The sequence below is a fragment of the Paenibacillus hamazuiensis genome (genome assembly GCF_023276405.1).
GTDB lineage: Bacteria > Bacillota > Bacilli > Paenibacillales > NBRC-103111 > Paenibacillus_AF > Paenibacillus_AF hamazuiensis.
The window spans coordinates 1,174,286-1,188,812 of sequence record NZ_JALRMO010000001.1 but is presented as its reverse complement, the minus strand read 5'-3'; the positions used below and the strand labels follow the sequence as shown (position 1 = coordinate 1,188,812).

The 14,527-nt window shown below is 51.3% G+C and carries 14 protein-coding genes and 1 tRNA gene; 6 read left to right on the top strand and 9 right to left on the bottom strand.

The annotated features are described in order from the left end of the window. Positions 1 to 26 precede the first annotated feature (26 nt). The 4 genes from MYS68_RS04895 to MYS68_RS04880 form a co-directional block, all read right to left on the bottom strand. Positions 27 to 2,654 (bottom strand): S-layer homology domain-containing protein, encoded by a 2,628-nt coding sequence (locus tag MYS68_RS04895; protein ID WP_248924747.1) that lies wholly within the window; start codon positions 2,652 to 2,654, stop codon positions 27 to 29. Between the two features lie 148 nt (positions 2,655 to 2,802). Next, positions 2,803 to 4,160 (bottom strand): IS1182 family transposase gene (locus MYS68_RS04890; RefSeq protein WP_248924449.1). Its coding sequence is split into 2 segments (ribosomal slippage): positions 2,803 to 3,596 and positions 3,596 to 4,160, totalling 1,359 coding nucleotides; the frame shifts between segments, so codons are not numbered across the junction. Positions 4,161 to 4,216: 56 nt separating this feature from the next. Next, complete coding sequence (locus MYS68_RS04885; protein WP_248924746.1) at positions 4,217 to 5,827, bottom strand: RCC1 domain-containing protein; 1,611 nt, start codon at positions 5,825 to 5,827, stop codon at positions 4,217 to 4,219. A 105-nt stretch (positions 5,828 to 5,932) separates the two neighbouring features. After that, positions 5,933 to 7,465 (bottom strand): MDR family MFS transporter, encoded by a 1,533-nt coding sequence (locus MYS68_RS04880; RefSeq protein WP_248924745.1) that lies wholly within the window; start codon positions 7,463 to 7,465, stop codon positions 5,933 to 5,935. Between the two features lie 170 nt (positions 7,466 to 7,635). Here MYS68_RS04880 and MYS68_RS04875 point away from each other — a divergent pair, with 170 nt between their 5' ends. Both MYS68_RS04875 and MYS68_RS04870 read left to right on the top strand, forming a co-directional pair. Next, positions 7,636 to 8,127 carry a MarR family winged helix-turn-helix transcriptional regulator gene (locus tag MYS68_RS04875; RefSeq protein WP_248924744.1) on the top strand — a complete coding sequence of 164 codons (492 nt, stop codon included), beginning with the start codon at positions 7,636 to 7,638 and terminating at the stop codon, positions 8,125 to 8,127. 14 nt (positions 8,128 to 8,141) lie between these two features. Continuing rightward, on the top strand, positions 8,142 to 8,996 hold the full coding sequence (locus tag MYS68_RS04870; RefSeq protein WP_248924743.1) for a sugar phosphate isomerase/epimerase family protein: 855 nt from the start codon (positions 8,142 to 8,144) through the stop codon (positions 8,994 to 8,996). A 165-nt stretch (positions 8,997 to 9,161) separates the two neighbouring features. On the opposite strand, the gene MYS68_RS04865 is transcribed toward MYS68_RS04870, so the two are convergent. The 3 genes from MYS68_RS04865 to MYS68_RS04855 all read right to left on the bottom strand — a co-directional run bounded on the left by MYS68_RS04865 (position 9,162) and on the right by MYS68_RS04855 (position 11,311). Continuing rightward, complete coding sequence (locus tag MYS68_RS04865) at positions 9,162 to 10,154, bottom strand: glycerophosphodiester phosphodiesterase family protein (protein ID WP_248924742.1); 993 nt, start codon at positions 10,152 to 10,154, stop codon at positions 9,162 to 9,164. Beyond that, positions 10,147 to 10,731: a TetR/AcrR family transcriptional regulator gene (locus MYS68_RS04860; RefSeq protein ID WP_248924741.1), complete on the bottom strand. Its 585-nt coding sequence runs from the start codon at positions 10,729 to 10,731 to the stop codon at positions 10,147 to 10,149. Before MYS68_RS04860 ends, MYS68_RS04865 begins: the two co-directional genes overlap by 8 nt. A 121-nt stretch (positions 10,732 to 10,852) precedes the next feature. Continuing rightward, positions 10,853 to 11,311, bottom strand: a complete 459-nt coding sequence (locus tag MYS68_RS04855) for a winged helix-turn-helix transcriptional regulator (protein WP_248924740.1) — start codon at positions 11,309 to 11,311, stop codon at positions 10,853 to 10,855. A 92-nt stretch (positions 11,312 to 11,403) separates the two neighbouring features. On the opposite strand from MYS68_RS04855, the gene MYS68_RS04850 reads away from it, so the two are divergent. The 3 genes from MYS68_RS04850 to MYS68_RS04840 all read left to right on the top strand — a co-directional run bounded on the left by MYS68_RS04850 (position 11,404) and on the right by MYS68_RS04840 (position 13,274). Then, positions 11,404 to 11,898, top strand: a complete 495-nt coding sequence (locus MYS68_RS04850; protein ID WP_338043551.1) for a VOC family protein — start codon at positions 11,404 to 11,406, stop codon at positions 11,896 to 11,898. An 18-nt stretch (positions 11,899 to 11,916) separates the two neighbouring features. Beyond that, positions 11,917 to 12,480 carry a dihydrofolate reductase family protein gene (locus MYS68_RS04845; RefSeq protein WP_248924739.1) on the top strand — a complete coding sequence of 188 codons (564 nt, stop codon included), beginning with the start codon at positions 11,917 to 11,919 and terminating at the stop codon, positions 12,478 to 12,480. Between the two features lie 140 nt (positions 12,481 to 12,620). After that, a complete protein-coding gene (locus tag MYS68_RS04840) occupies positions 12,621 to 13,274 on the top strand; it encodes a transcriptional regulator (protein WP_248924738.1) in 654 nt (217 codons plus the stop codon). Positions 13,275 to 13,552: 278 nt separating this feature from the next. Here the strand turns inward: MYS68_RS04840 and MYS68_RS04835 are convergent. After that, positions 13,553 to 13,625: transfer RNA gene (locus tag MYS68_RS04835), tRNA-Ala, on the bottom strand. Between the two features lie 71 nt (positions 13,626 to 13,696). After that, positions 13,697 to 14,176, bottom strand: coding sequence for a transcriptional regulator NrdR (gene nrdR, locus MYS68_RS04830; protein WP_248924737.1), 480 nt, complete (start codon positions 14,174 to 14,176; stop codon positions 13,697 to 13,699). A gap of 111 nt (positions 14,177 to 14,287) precedes the next feature. On the opposite strand from nrdR, the gene MYS68_RS04825 reads away from it, so the two are divergent. Then, complete coding sequence (locus MYS68_RS04825; RefSeq protein WP_248924736.1) at positions 14,288 to 14,512, top strand: alpha/beta-type small acid-soluble spore protein; 225 nt, start codon at positions 14,288 to 14,290, stop codon at positions 14,510 to 14,512. Positions 14,513 to 14,527 lie beyond the last annotated feature (15 nt).

The window sequence follows — 14,527 nt, the reverse complement described above, 5'->3', positions numbered from 1 at the left end:
CTTCAGCGGCTGCGTTTGCATAACTTCTAATATTTGTTCCCGATCAGTCCGGCTTTCTCCAGCAGCCGCTGAACGATGACTGCCGTTTCCGCTCTGGACATTTCGCGGTTCGGCTGCAAACCGTCAGCGGAGCCGCCGATCAAACCGACTGATATGGCGGCAGCAACCTCCCGCCTGGCCCAGCCTTGCACTTCCCCGCCGTCCGCAAATGGGGATAACAACGCTTCCTCGCTAGCAGCGCCGGTGTTCGCATTCAGTCCCACAAGCTTCATCACACGCGCGATGATCATCATACCTTCTTGACGGGTGATCGTATTTGCCGGCCGGAACGAAAGGTCCTCATATCCTTCGATGATCCCATACTCGTACGCTTTCGCAACCGCGCCGGCATACCAGTCGCCGGCTTTCACATCGGTGAAGACAGCCGGTTCCCCGGTATAGGACAAGCCTAGCGCCCTTACGATGATCGCTGCAAGCTCCGCACGGGTAATCGCGGCATCCGGTCCGAAACGGTTCTCATCCACTCCGTTTATGATCATCCGCGCCCCCATGTCGTTCACCGCAGACTCGGCCCAGTGACCTTCGACATCGGCAAATGCTGCGGGATGCCAAATAAGGGAGTACGTGCCGCTTGTCAAGCCGCGGACGATCGCTTCATACTTCCCGCTTCGCATTGTCATGGAAGTAGGAACATGGCGGATCGATCCGTCCTCTTCCGGCACAATTGCGGTTGTCATTTTTCCCGGATCCGAGTCGTCCGGAAGCGGAATTTGAACCTCCGAATTCGGGTACGCGTTGTTATTGATTGCGTTCACCTTCTTGCCGTTGAACGAGGCAGTCACGGTAAAATCGACCGGCGGAACGACGACGGTGAAACGTTCCCGGACTGCGGCATTTTCCAACCATTTGGCTTTGGCGCTATCTCCTTTGGCAATGTCGACCTTCACCTGGATTTCCCGGAGCTTATCTCCTCCTTCAAGCTGCTTCGATAAGGAATCGATCCGTACTTCCGCCGCGGGTAACACATAGTTGCCTAGAGATGTCCGAATTTCCAAAACGGCCATCTTGCTTTCCAGTGATTTCACCGCATCCCCGGTCAAAACTACCGTCACTTTATCCGCATTTGCCGTCGTTGGAATAACGATCACCGGCTTGTTTCCGGCTTCCGCAAGCTGCGCCGCCAATTGGGCCGCATCGACCTTCACCGTAAATACGGATACTCCTCCCTCCTGCGAAGAGGCGGCCGCAGCGATCCGATCAAATTGTTTGCCGTCGATGAGAATTCGAAGCCGTGTCCAACCGTCCTCAGCGGCGTCACCGCTGGCTGCCCCGCTGCCACCCGGTGATACGGAGCCGCCGTCCGATGATCCGGAATCATCTCCTGATGAACCGTGTCCACCGCCCGACGACGGGGCCTCGCGCGTAACCGTCACCGTGTACGTCTTGGCTGTGTCGTCCTGCGCGGTTACAAGCAGCTTGATCACGTTGCTGCCCGTTTTTAGCGGAAGCGGGGGAGACGCTACGCCGCTCGACAGGAGATGCGGCCCGCTCACCTGCGAGCCGCTGCTGTCGTAAACGCGCGCCTTCACCGTGGCATAGGCCGCGTCGTATACCGATGCCGTTACCGTCACCGCCGATACGCCGCTTGCGACAACCGACGAATAACTTGTCGTACCGGGGGCGAACGCCGGATTCAGCACGGCGCCCGTCAGCTGCAGCGAGGTTAGATCAGCATGGCTGCCGGGCTCGGGCTCCGGCGACAGGGCAATCGTAAACGCAACTTGTTTAACCTGTTCATTGCCGGCGTGGTCGACGGCTGTAAAGCGAACGGTATGGAAACCCGGTGAGTTCACGGATAAGGAGCCGCCGGCGCCATTTATTTTGTTCTCTTCGCCGCCATCCAATCGATATGAGATATACCGGACGCCGGATTGTTCGTCGGAAGCGCTAAACGGCATCGTAACGGGATGTGTATAAGTTTCGCCGTAGGTGACGGAAGCGACCGTAAGGCTTGGCGCCGTATGATCCACTGGAGTTAATCCGACATGAAGATCCGTTACGGCAGGCGGTACGTCGACAATACGGCTGACTGCGGGTTGAAAGCCTGGGCGGCTGACGACGACCCGGTATCGACCCGCTGCCGCATCCCACGCGTAGCGGCCGTCCTCCCCGGTATTCTGCGGGTTGGTAACCGGGGACAGTTTACCCGGATAATCGTCCTCGTTCATTTTGACCCACTCGTTTAACGAAGGATCGTAATATTCCAATATTACCGTAGCGTCCGGCAGCGGCCAGGTCCGTTCGTCCCCGCGCGCCGCATTGTATACAATTCCGCTTGGATCGATCAGCACTATGCCAAACGAACGTACCGGTCCACAGCCAACGATTTCTATCGACAAAAGCGAACCCGTTAATCCCGCAGAGGACGGATTAAACCGATGTGACCAAGCAGCCCCGAAGACCTGCATAAGCTGGCCCGTATATTTCCGCCCGCCGGCATCCGTTGCCGTTAAAGAGGCACCCGAATCGCACGGGCCGTCGATAGCAATCGTAAGCGCGGATGATCTTCCGGCTATCGGCGTACCGTCGCTTCGATACCCGGCAATTCCTCCGAGCGTAACGCCGGGCGGTACGACCGGCGCCAAAGCTTCCATTTGGTAAACGGCAGTTGCAAACGGTACGTTGGCACCTGTCTGGTAGGCATTGACCGTTAACCGGTCAGATTGTTGACAAAGCCCCGGTTTTTCGGGGCTTTTGTAGGATCATTTTTTGAATTTAGCCCTAAAAATAGAAGATCGCCTCTTATCCGGCCCTTTTAGCCAGGATATTGGCGATCTTTTTAATGTTTTGACATAGTGCAGTCAGTAATGCTTGCTGCTGCACTTTGTTTCGGCCGCGGAACCGGCAGTAGCGAAGCCCATGGAGCTCTTTGGCATCCGCGAAGCTTCGCTCAATCGTCTGGTATCGTAAGCGGTAGAGATATTTGCCGGACTTGCTTCTACCGTTTTGTTTTACCCACTCTTTACTATCCTGCCATACATGCCTGGTGATGACTTTTTGGTGATTCCGGGACCGGGTACATTCTTTGAGCATGGGGCAGTTCGCACAATGATTCGGATCCGACTTATACTGTCTGTAGCCTTCGCGATCCGTTGTCGTATATTTCAATTCGTGTTTTTGTGGACATATATACACATTGTTCTCCGCATCATACTTAAATCGCCACTTAGCCATTAATCCTTTAACTGGGGTAAAGGCTCTACCTCCGATGACCGCGTATATTTTCTTGTCTTGAAGCTTTTTGCAAATGTGCGACGTGAAGTAACCTGCATCCAGTGCGACGGCTTCCAGTGTTTTTTCGAATTTAAACTTCTTGATGATATGTTCCAAACGCTCTATGTAAGGGACAGAATCGTGAACATTGCCGGCAGTGACGTGGACATCCATGATGATGTTGTATTTGTGGTCGACGGTCCGATGATCGAGATAGAAAAAGCCTTCCGGCTTACCGTCCCGCACCATATAACCGCTCTCCGGATCGGTTGTGCTTACCTTCGTTAGTTTGGTTTCTTCCACCTCCTCTCGTGGCTTTAAAGCTTTTTTCCATGAGCCTCGCGATCGGCACGAATTGCTTCGTCCAGTTCTTCCATGTAGGCCTTCGTACTCTTGGTTACTTCCTCTTGAACAAACTTTCGTTTATTCGCATTGGCCTTAAGATGAGTTGAGTCGGTGATAAGTACCCGACCGGCAACGAGACGATGTTGAATAGCAAGCAGAACGACCCGGTCGAAGATTTGTTGAAGTACATCGCCTTCTTGAAGACGTTCACGAAAGTAGCTAAGGGTGCTATGATCCGGCACGCGATCCTTGAGCCCAAGCCCCAGAAACCATCGATAAGCATTATTAGAGAAAACCTCTCTTTCCAACCGTCGTTCGGAGCGAATGCCGTCAAGATACCCGATCAATAGCATCTTGAAAAGCATGATGGGATCTGCCGAGGGACGTCCATTATCCTCGCAGTAATAAGGACGGACTAAGTCGAGAATAAAGGAAAAGTCGATATGCTTATGTACTTTACGAAGAGGATGATCTGGATGAACCAGTTCCTCGATACACACCAATTCATATTCATTTTGGACATTCGGATTAGAGCGAAGCATAGGATCCACCGCCTTAAGAGTATATTTACATTATAACATATTAACGCGGTAATTTGTTAAAGATATTGAACGAAAAAGTAGCCTGTTGGGTTTTTCAACAGGCTGACCGTTAACCGGTGAATGCCTTCCGAAGCAAAACGCACTTTCCATACCGTCTGGGCATTCGTTCCGCCGGGCACATTGCCGATAATATGAACGGCATCGCCGTCAACAAGACTCCAGCCTGGGCCCCAAACCAATTCAAGCCTGACGCCCGTAAGCTCGTTCCCCGGGTTATTTAAAACTGCCGTTAAATTTGTCGGTTCGGCGGACCATTCCGAATATAACAAACGCTGCTTGCCCGTCAGCTTCAATGTCGGCGGGCTTACGGTTTCCTTGACGTTAAATCCTTCAACCGGATGAGGCATATTGGACGGCGGGTTATACTCCGGATCCTGAGGCAGCCACGTATCGTATCCGAGCTGACGGGCATAGTTGACTCCCCAAGTCCATACGGTTCCGTCATCTTTTATGGCGATCGAATGAGAAGACCCCGTGCCAATGGCGACAAAAGTGCCCGTCAGATTCGTTTTCGTTGCAACCAACCGTCTCTGAAACGTGCCGTCTCCGAGCTGGCCTTCTTCATTTCTTCCCCATGCCCATACCGTACCGTCGCTTAACAGAACCAGAGAGTATTCGAGAGATGCGGCAACGGTGACAGCCCCATTCACCTCTTGCCTCGGATTAAGGTTATTCAGTACTTTCACCGGGGTTATGCTGGAATTCGTTGTTCCGTCTCCAAGCTCGCCATAGTAATAGCTGCCTCCTCCCCATGCCCATATCGTTCCGTCATTGCCCCGGGCAACGGTATGGGACAAGCCTGCCGCTATGGATTCGATATTGCCGAGGTTCGGCACTTGTCCGGAAGCATAGTTAGGCTTGGAAGTATACGCGTTCGTACCGTATCCGAGTTGAGCATGCCTGTTGCTTCCCCATGTCCATACCGTGCCATCGCTTTTCAAGGCGACCGTATGCCCGGGATCATTTAAACTCCCGGATCCCGCAGCAATGGCCTTAACACCCGTCAGTCCGCTTACTTGCAGCGGCTTAGGATTAAATTCTTCGGTTCCGCCAGGAGTGTCGGTTTCGTATCCGAGTGTTCCGCCGAAGTTGCTCCCCCACGTCCATACCGTACCGTCGTTTTTCAAGGCAACCGTATGGTATGAGCCGGCGGCAACGGCGACAACGTCACTTAGATCGCTTACCCGCATAGGAGCAAGCCTGGGAGCATTTCTTGTCTCGTACGTTCCGCCCCCGAGCTGGCCATATAAGTTGCTCCCCCATGACCACACGGTTCCATCGCTTTTCAGGGCAACGGTATGGTCGGCTCCTGCCGCAACGGCGACGACATCGCACAAGTTTTGCGCTTTTACGGGAAAAACGCCGGCATTTCTCGATCCTTCTCCGAGTTGGCCGCTTTGATTGCCTCCCCACGACCACACCGTTCCGTCGCTTTTCAAAACAACGGTATGGACGATTCCCGCAGCGGCCATCGGCTTGGTTGTAAAGCCTGGAATGCAGCCGGGATCCTGCGCTGATGCGAAACTCGGAACGGATGAGAGGATTAAAGATAATAAAACGACAAGCGAAAAGACAATTTGAATCCTTTTCTTAAGGCGGCATTTCATCGCTGGAACCCTCCAATTGATACAAATTGGATCAACCTACCTTAAGAATTTTAAAAAAGCAAGCGTTTCAAAAACGCTTCGAATTTATAACGCCGATAGGCCGCATCACTGCCTTATCGCCTTTTCGCCCGCACCCTTCGCTTCCCTTGTCACCATGACCCTGTCCCCCGGCATAAGCAAAACGGAGATCGCCGCAAGTGCCGCCGGGACAACCGCCCATAGAAAGGTATGGGAAATCGATGAAGAGAGGGAACGCACGATGATTTCCAGCATATCCGGCGGGATTTGCGCGCGGTGCTCCGGCGTCAATGCCAGACGCGGATCGAGCGGGGTTCCTTCCGGAATTCCGCGACCTCCGAACGCTTCCCCCAAATTGCGGGCGAGGAAGTTCCGCTGAATAATGCCGTAAACCGTGATCCCTACCGTCATCCCGAGCGAGCGCAGGAACACGACGGATGAAGTCGCGGCCCCGCGCTGCCGCATATCGAAATGGTGAACGGCCGCTTGCATCAAAACCGACATGGACATGCCGATTCCCATGCCGGTTACGATCATGAACGCCGTTGTCATGGAGCGCGACGATGCGGGTGACAAGGAGCTGAGCAAAAACATGCCGGCCATAAACAGCAGGACGGAGCCGAGCATCAAACGTCGATAGCTGGTTTTCGTCGTCAGTCTGGCTCCGATTTGGCTGAACAGCACGCCGGCAACCAGCATCGGCATTAAAATCATGCCGGAACCGGTCGCCGACCCGCCGAAAACGCCTTGAATAAAGATAGGAACATACACCGTAGCGGTAACAAAACCTGTTCCGTAAAAAAATGCCGCAGCGACGCTTGCCGCATACAGGCGGGTTTTGAACATGCGAAACGAAACGATCGGCGCTTCCGCTCTCCGTTCCGCGATCACGAATCCCGAAAGAAGAATAATGAATAAAATGAAAAGGCCGATAACGATGCCGGAATTCCACGCATATAGTCTACCGCCCATCTCCATCGCGAACATGAGGCAGACGACCGATCCGACTAGCGTTGCCGCCCCCCACCAATCGATTTTTTGCTTGGAATGAGTCGGTGACTCCTTATAAAACAGCATAATAAGCAGACATGAGACGATGCCGATCGGCACATTGACGTAAAAAATCCAGTTCCATCCGAGATGGTCCGAAATGACGGCGCCGAGCAAAGGACCGAAAATACTCGAAGCGCCGAAAACGGCTCCGGATATTCCGGATATTTTGCCGCGCTGTTCCGGAGGGAACATATCGAACAATATCGTCAGCGCGATGGGCATAATCGCACCGCCGCCAATGCCCTGAAGCGCCCGAAAAACGCTGAGCTGAACGATGCTTGACGACAGCCCGCACAGGATCGAGCCAACGAGAAACAAGAACAATCCAAATACGAAAAACCGTTTGCGCCCATACATATCGGACAACTTCCCGAAAATCGGCGTTCCCGCCATCGAAGTCACCATATAAGACGATGTAACCCAAACAAACTGCTCCATGCCGCCAAGACTCGACACGATCGTCCCCATCGATGCAGCGACGATCGTATTGTCCATCGACGACATCAAAATTCCCAGCATTAAACCGGCAACCGCATAATTGCCGCTTTTGCCCGATTGCTCCGACATTTGCGATCACTCCTCCCAATAGAATTCGTCAGGTTCGTTAAAACTTTCCTTTAGCCGGATCGTGAAGTACAATAAAGTTACAAAGGAAAGATATTATACGTAACCTTATTAATAATTTGCTGAAACTAAGTATACTTAGTATATTTCCGCCCGTCAAGGAGGTATTTTTCATGTCCGGAAAGCCGCTTTCTCCCCAAGATCCGACCTCCCCGGAAGTCGACGTTTTGGACGCGCTTATACGTACCGCCCACTATGTCAAACGCGAGTTCGAATCGCGCCTGTCCGCCATGGACATCCCTGCGTTTTTAACCGGTCCGCGGCTGCGCCTGCTTATCGCCGTTGCCGAATCGCAGCCGGTCCGAATGAGCGATTTGGCCGCGGCTATGGACATAAAAGCTATAACCGTCACCCAATTCGTCGACGCCTTGGAAAAAGAACAACTGCTTGTGCGAATCCCCGATCCGAAGGACCGCCGGGCGACGCTTGTGAAGCTGACCGACAAGGCTCCGCCTCTCATCGAACAAGGGCGTGCAGCCGCGAAACTCGTGAAGGAGGAGCTGCTCAAGCCTTTGCCCCCGGAATCGCGCAGCCAGCTGGTCAATATTTTGTCGCAGCTCGTCGACTTCAAGAACGTTTGCATTTTTGAAACGAAGGAGCCTTAGAAGGGAGGTTACTGATGATGGCATGCGTTCCACGGTTAAACGACGGCTCGGGGAAGCCGCCGCGCTTGGAAATTCACCAGTCCTGGTGGGCGATGACGGGACTCGGGGAAGGCGATCGGGAATGGACGTTGGAGGAAAAGTTTGAGCATATCGCTAAAGCGGGATTTACCGGGATTGTTGCCCGGCTTCCCGCCCCGGACCAAGCGGAACGTTGGCGCAAGCTTTTGGACGATTACGGATTTGCATTCGGCATCCATTCTTTTCCTTATCATCGGAGTGATTTGGAGGCAGCGATCAAGGAAGCCAAAAATTTCGGCGCCGACTACATTAATTCTCAAGTCGCCGATTCGTTTGTGACGGATTCCGCTGCTGTCTCGCTACTTCGCGATCTTGTGGATGCGGCCTCGAAAGCGGGGATTCCTTATTTTGTGGAAACCCACCGCGGCCGGATTACGCAGGATTTGCTCCGTACCGTACAGTATGTCCGCGATGTGCCGGACATTCGGCTCACGATCGACTTTTCGCATTATGTTGTCGCCGGAGAGCTGATCTTGCCGAACGAGAAAGTCGAGGCCTATTTTGACGTCCTTCTCAAGCAAACGGCTTGCTTTCACGGAAGAATTTCCAACGGCCAGCAAATCCAGGTGGATACGGAAATCGGCTCGGATTACATTCCATTTTTTCTAAACTGGTGGAAAAAAGGAATGAACTACTGGCTGCAGAACGCGGCGCCGGGAGATTACTTGCCGTTTGTATGCGAATTGGGACCGCCCCCCTATGCCATAAAAACCGGCGCCGGCCAAGAGATCTCGGATCGATGGACGCAGGCGCTTGAGCTTAAGAAGCTGGCCGAATCGATTCGCGTGTAACGAAAAAACGGCAAAAGCCTTGTCGCTTTTGCCGTGAATCGGCCAAACGATACATAATCAACATGAGCAAGATTGTAATGGTCCTGCAGGTAACAATTAAGATCGCTTGATTTCTAAAAAAATCGTTTTTCGCTCAGGCCCGGCGCGGTCTCCGTCAACAGGAGATTACCCTGGAGGATACCGGTACAACGGAGCAATCCGATCTATCCGGTTCGTCCATATGCCGCCCGAATAGTTATGCGGCAGCCGCTTGATGTCCTCCGGCGTATCGAATCCGCTCGAAAAGTCGCTGCCATCGCCTCCGACGACGATGACGCGATTATCGGCTTGCTCCATCCGATTCAGAAATTTTTCGGGCCAGCCCCACAGCCAGGGTGCTATTTTATCCGGTATATGCAGCTCGGTATGCTCGCACGCGGCAGGTACATACCCGGTCCAACCTACGGCGAGATAAGGAATCAGACAACTTTTCATTGTCGCTTTGGACATGACGCGCATATCGGGCATCTGTTCCTTCAATGCGGCTACAGGCTCGTCTCCCCCGTAGACCGCGAGCAGGTTTTGCTGCCGCTTCGGAAGCTTCGACAAATACCGGGCAAGAAGCTGCCCCTCCGCGGGATCGCTGCTCTTCACATCGATCAAAAACGGCTTATCGGGAAACCGCTCCAAAACTTCCGTCAATGACGGCATCAACCCGACCCCCTTTCCGCGAAATGGGTACGTCGCACCGCCATCGGCCGTATAACCGTATCCTATATCGACTTTTTTTAATTCAGCCATGGAATAGTCCCTGGTCACCCCTTGCACATTGGTGCGGCAATCCAGCGTCCAATCATGAAAAACGGCGAATTGATCGTCTTTCGTCATATGTACGTCGAATTCAACTATATCCGCTCCGGCCTGAAATGCCGCTTCCATCGAGGAAATCGTATTTTCCAAATAGGGATGCTCAGGCTCATAGATGCGCTGGGCGGTACAAGTATCGTTTGTCACACCTTCCATCGTAAAAGTTTGCGCAAGTCCGCGGTGTGCGAGGAGAAGCGGGGGCCCGCTCCGCTGTTTCGCAAACAGCGGGCTGTTATTGAAGTAAACGAAAACGATGAGTACCGCGAAGAATAAAAGGCTTTTCTTTCTCCATATTTTTTGGAGTCTACTCACCGGCCATCCCCTCCCAAACGGCATTGAGATGCTGCTGCAAAATAGCTGCCATCGTTTCTTCATCGGCTGCTCCCGACCAATTAATCAGCGTATGATAAAAAATGGCTGCAAGCACCGAGGCGCTTACACCCGAATCCGTGCCGCTGCGGATTAGGCCGTCGGCTTTGGCCCCCTCCAGCATTTCGCGCAGCGTTTCCTGAAATACGAATAAATTCGTAGAGCTTCCCCCCGGTTCCATCGCCGATTTGATCGTTTCGATCAGGGTCAGGCGCAGCAGGTCGGCATGCCGCAAATAAATATGCAGTAATTCGCGAAAAATATTCATCAGCCGGTCTTGTAAACGCTCTTCCCGATGCTTGAGGACAATCTCTTTCATCAGTTCCCCATAGGAATCGACCAAGTGCAGCAGGACATTTTCTTTCTTGGGAAAATAATTAAAAAACGTTCCTTTGGCGATTCCGCAAATTTGCGTTATTTCATCCACGGTCACATTGTCATATCCCTTTTCTTTAAACAGCCGGATGGCGTGACGTACGATCTTTTCCTTCGTATCTCTTTTTCTGGATTCTCTCCGCATACAATCATCTCCTGCAAAAAATGACCACAGTCATAAATGACTATGGTCATTATATTGCTTTCCGGCTGGTTTGGCAAACCACGCCAGATTTGCGCACGGTCGCCCCTCGTCACCGGGACATCTATAGTTCCAGCATTTTCACAACGCTGTTAGGACCGTTAAAGAAAGAACTGCCGGACCTCACCGCTTCGTACCACAAGTTTATTACTTTTTCTTTACCGTGCTTCAAAGACTGGAACCATACTTCCGGTGCCTCCGGATTAGGGCTGTTTTTCGAACCCCACACGGCGATTTCATAAACAATGGGTATTAACTCCAATCCTTTCTCCGTAAGTGAATAGTTAAATTTCCGCTTGTCGGTGAGGCTCGGCTCCTTGAATATGATCCCTTTCCTCTCCAAGTGGACAAGCCGCTCCGTGAGCACGCTGGGACCGATTCGCTCTTTTGAATCCAGAAATTCGCCGAACGTTTTTTTGCCGAGGGCAAGCATATCCCGCACAATAAGAAGCGACCAAGTGTCGCCCAAGATTTCCACTGTGAAATTAATAGGACATTGTGATTTATTGTCTTCCCGTTTCATAATTGTATCATAGCAAATTTCAATTTGATAATCAAAGTGAAATATGGTATATTCCCGTTAGATCACTATCATTATCAAAGTGAAAAGGAGGATTGAAAGTTCTGAGCATCTTTATGCCCAAAATCACTCCCCATCTATGCTTCGACTATCAAGCTGAGGAAGCGGTTCATTTTTATGTATCCGTTTTTAGAAATTCGGCTATTTTGAATGTCACTCGTTATGGAGAAGGAGAATATGGGCCTGCCGGCTCCGTAAGAACGGTCCGGTTCCACCTCGGCGGTCAGGAAATCATCGCGGTAAACGGCGGACCTGCCTTTCGGTTCAGCGACGGGTTATCGCTTTACGTGAGCTGCGATACGCAGGAAGAGATTGACGAACTGTGGGAAAAGCTTTCGGAGGACGGGACCAAGGAAGAATGCGGTTGGCTAAAAGATAAATACGGCGTATATTGGCAAATCAATCCCAAGATCGCTTGGCAGATGGTTAATGACCCGGATCCCGTCAAATCACGAAGAGTTATGGCCGCAATAGAACGAATGTCGAAGATCGAAATTGATAAATTGATTCAAGCCTACGAAGGATCTTGATAGAAGGAGAAACCGCCCATGGGAAAAATCATATTGACGATGCACACGTCGCTGGACGGCGTCGTTACCAATGAAGATCAATGGATGACATTCAGCGATGAAATTCTTGAAGAATACAAGGAATACTACAACGGTATCGACAGGATCGTCGTCGGGGGAAATACTTATCCGGCTCTGGCCGAATACTGGCAAAATGCGGAACAATCGTCCGAATCCGTTCTCGAGCGCTCGATTGCAAAGAATATTAACGACATTCCGAAAATCGTGATCTCCCGTTCGCGAAAAGACCTTGTTTGGAGAAATTCCGAGCAGATCGTGATCGAAGATCATGAATCATTCGTCCGAGAGATGCAGGCTCTGAAAAATACGGAAAGTAATATTTCCGTCGAGAGCGGATTGAAAACCTGGCAGCTGTTCATTCAAAATGGACTTTTCGACGATCTTTGGATGTTCGTTCATCCTGTGATTGCTTCCCAAGGCGAGAAATTGTTCGAGGCTTCCGGAGATAAGCAAGTTTTGCATTTAACAAAGAACAAATCGTTTGGCAACGGCGTAATCGGTTTGTATTATGAGAAAAAATAGGTTGATTGAATCGACCCGCTATGATAGACTATTTTCAAAATTAAAGGCGTGAAGAACATGCCGCTTTGATCTATGAAGCCTTCGGGGTTTTATGGAACAAAGCGGCATTTTTATTTTACAACGATTGGGGAGGAGTATCATTGAAACGCTTTGAGGCAGCAATGAAGGAGTGGCTTTCCGAGCAAGTGAACAATGAATCAAATCCCAGACGGCGAGAGCTGCTAAGGAAAGGTTTGGGACATGGAACAACAGAATTTCTAAAACAAATATGGTATCCGGCAATTGGGAATTTCAATGATTTGTATCCCGAATGGGAAGTGCGGGATTTGCACAATCGCTATCGTTACCTCGATCTTGCCTATATGCCGGCCGGAGTGAAAGGGTGCATAGAAATTCACGGCTATAGCACCCATGCCAGAGATATCGAAACATGGCGGTTTAAAGACTTATGCATGAAGCAGGCCATGTTGGTTCTTGACGATTGGTCATTCCTTCCTATCGCATATTTATCGATCAAGGAAGATCCTTCGATCTGCAAACAACTTGTTCTCTCTTTTGTCGGGAAGTTTACCTCATTGCCCATTTCACACTCATTGGATTGGATTGAAGCGGAAACTATACGTTTCGCCAGGCGAAAGCTGCGGCCATTTCCTGCAGAGGAACTCGCCTCCCATCTCCATTGCTCCGACAAACATTCTCGGCGTATCCTTAAAAGGCTTACGGAAAAGCATATGTTGACTATTGTAAACGGGAAACAAAGGTATCGTATGTGGCAGCTGGCGGACAGTCGCTAACGGACATAAGGGGACGCCAAACCCGGATTTTAAGATGCTGACCTCGCCTAACGGACATTTTATCCTCTCAGCGTGCCCAATTGGCTATTTTCTACTTAACTATGTCCGCTAAGTGGACAACATGTCCGTAAGAAATACGGAAGTTCAAAAACAGATTGCTAAGGTGATGATATGTCCGTTAAATAAATCTGCGCGGCCCTTCGCCCCTTGGGGCTCGCTCCCTTCGTCGGCTCATAAAAAAAGAAGCCCCACTCTGTCGAGTGAGACTTCTTTATTTATGGAGCCAAGGGGGATCGAACCCCTGACCTCATCGCTGCCAGCGATGCGCTCTCCCAGCTGAGCTATGGCCCCGAAGCGGACAAGTACGATAATAGCACAGCTTTGGAGCCATTGTCAACACTTTCGTCCACAAAAATTTGATCTTATTTTCGCCGATCGTCCGGCTCCTGATGTTTGCTTAAAATATCGGTCAATTCCCGCATGAACATGTTGATATCCTTGAACTGGCGGTATACCGAAGCGAAGCGGATATAGGCGACTTCGTCGACCGGATAAAGCTGTTCCATCACAAACTCGCCGATTTCCCGGCTGTCGACTTCCGCATGCGCCGTATTGCGCAGCTGCTTTTCCACTTCGGAGACGATCGACTCGAGCTTCTCTACGGAAACCGGACGTTTCTCGCAAGCGCGGATCAGGCCGCGCAAAATTTTTTCCCGGCTGAATTCCTCGCGGCTGCCGTCCTTTTTGATCACGATCAGCGGGGTTTCCTCGACCATCTCGAAGGTGGTGAAGCGTTTCGTACATTTTTCGCACTCCCGGCGGCGGCGGATCGATTTGTTTTCATTGGCGGAACGCGAATCCAGCACTTTGGTGCCGGGGTAATCGCAATAAGGACATTTCATAATTTCTGGCCTCCACGACAGCATCTTTATAGGACCTTCCCATTCGTTTCCTCTCATGATCTTTACAAGATCGCACATAATAGGACTACCAACGACAAGGAGGTGAATACAATGGGTGCAGGACAATCCCGCAGCAGCAACGTATTGGTTGTTCCTCAAGCGAACCAGGCTTTGGACCAACTGAAGTACGAGGTAGCTCAAGAGCTGGGTATTGCTATCCCGCAAGATGGTTACTACGGTAACATGGCTACCCGCGACACCGGTGCAATCGGTGGTCACATCACTCGTCGCCTGGTGCAAATCGCTGAGCAAACGCTGGCAGGCCAATTCAAATAATGACTTATTTGTAGC

Excerpts from the sequence above, each read along its gene's own strand:
- MYS68_RS04845 (WP_248924739.1), top strand. The coding sequence starts at position 11,917 with ATGGGAAAAATCATATTGACGATGCACACGTCGCTGGACGGCGTCGTT.
- MYS68_RS04855 (WP_248924740.1), bottom strand. The coding sequence starts at position 11,311 with ATGAAACGGGAAGACAATAAATCACAATGTCCTATTAATTTCACAGTG.
- MYS68_RS04885 (WP_248924746.1), bottom strand. The coding sequence starts at position 5,827 with ATGAAATGCCGCCTTAAGAAAAGGATTCAAATTGTCTTTTCGCTTGTC.
- MYS68_RS04860 (WP_248924741.1), bottom strand. The coding sequence starts at position 10,731 with ATGCGGAGAGAATCCAGAAAAAGAGATACGAAGGAAAAGATCGTACGT.
- MYS68_RS04875 (WP_248924744.1), top strand. The coding sequence starts at position 7,636 with ATGTCCGGAAAGCCGCTTTCTCCCCAAGATCCGACCTCCCCGGAAGTC.
- nrdR (WP_248924737.1), bottom strand. The coding sequence starts at position 14,176 with ATGAAATGTCCTTATTGCGATTACCCCGGCACCAAAGTGCTGGATTCG.
- MYS68_RS04825 (WP_248924736.1), top strand. The coding sequence starts at position 14,288 with ATGGGTGCAGGACAATCCCGCAGCAGCAACGTATTGGTTGTTCCTCAA.
- MYS68_RS04870 (WP_248924743.1), top strand. The coding sequence starts at position 8,142 with ATGATGGCATGCGTTCCACGGTTAAACGACGGCTCGGGGAAGCCGCCG.
- MYS68_RS04880 (WP_248924745.1), bottom strand. The coding sequence starts at position 7,465 with ATGTCGGAGCAATCGGGCAAAAGCGGCAATTATGCGGTTGCCGGTTTA.
- MYS68_RS04895 (WP_248924747.1), bottom strand. The coding sequence starts at position 2,654 with ATGGAAGCTTTGGCGCCGGTCGTACCGCCCGGCGTTACGCTCGGAGGA.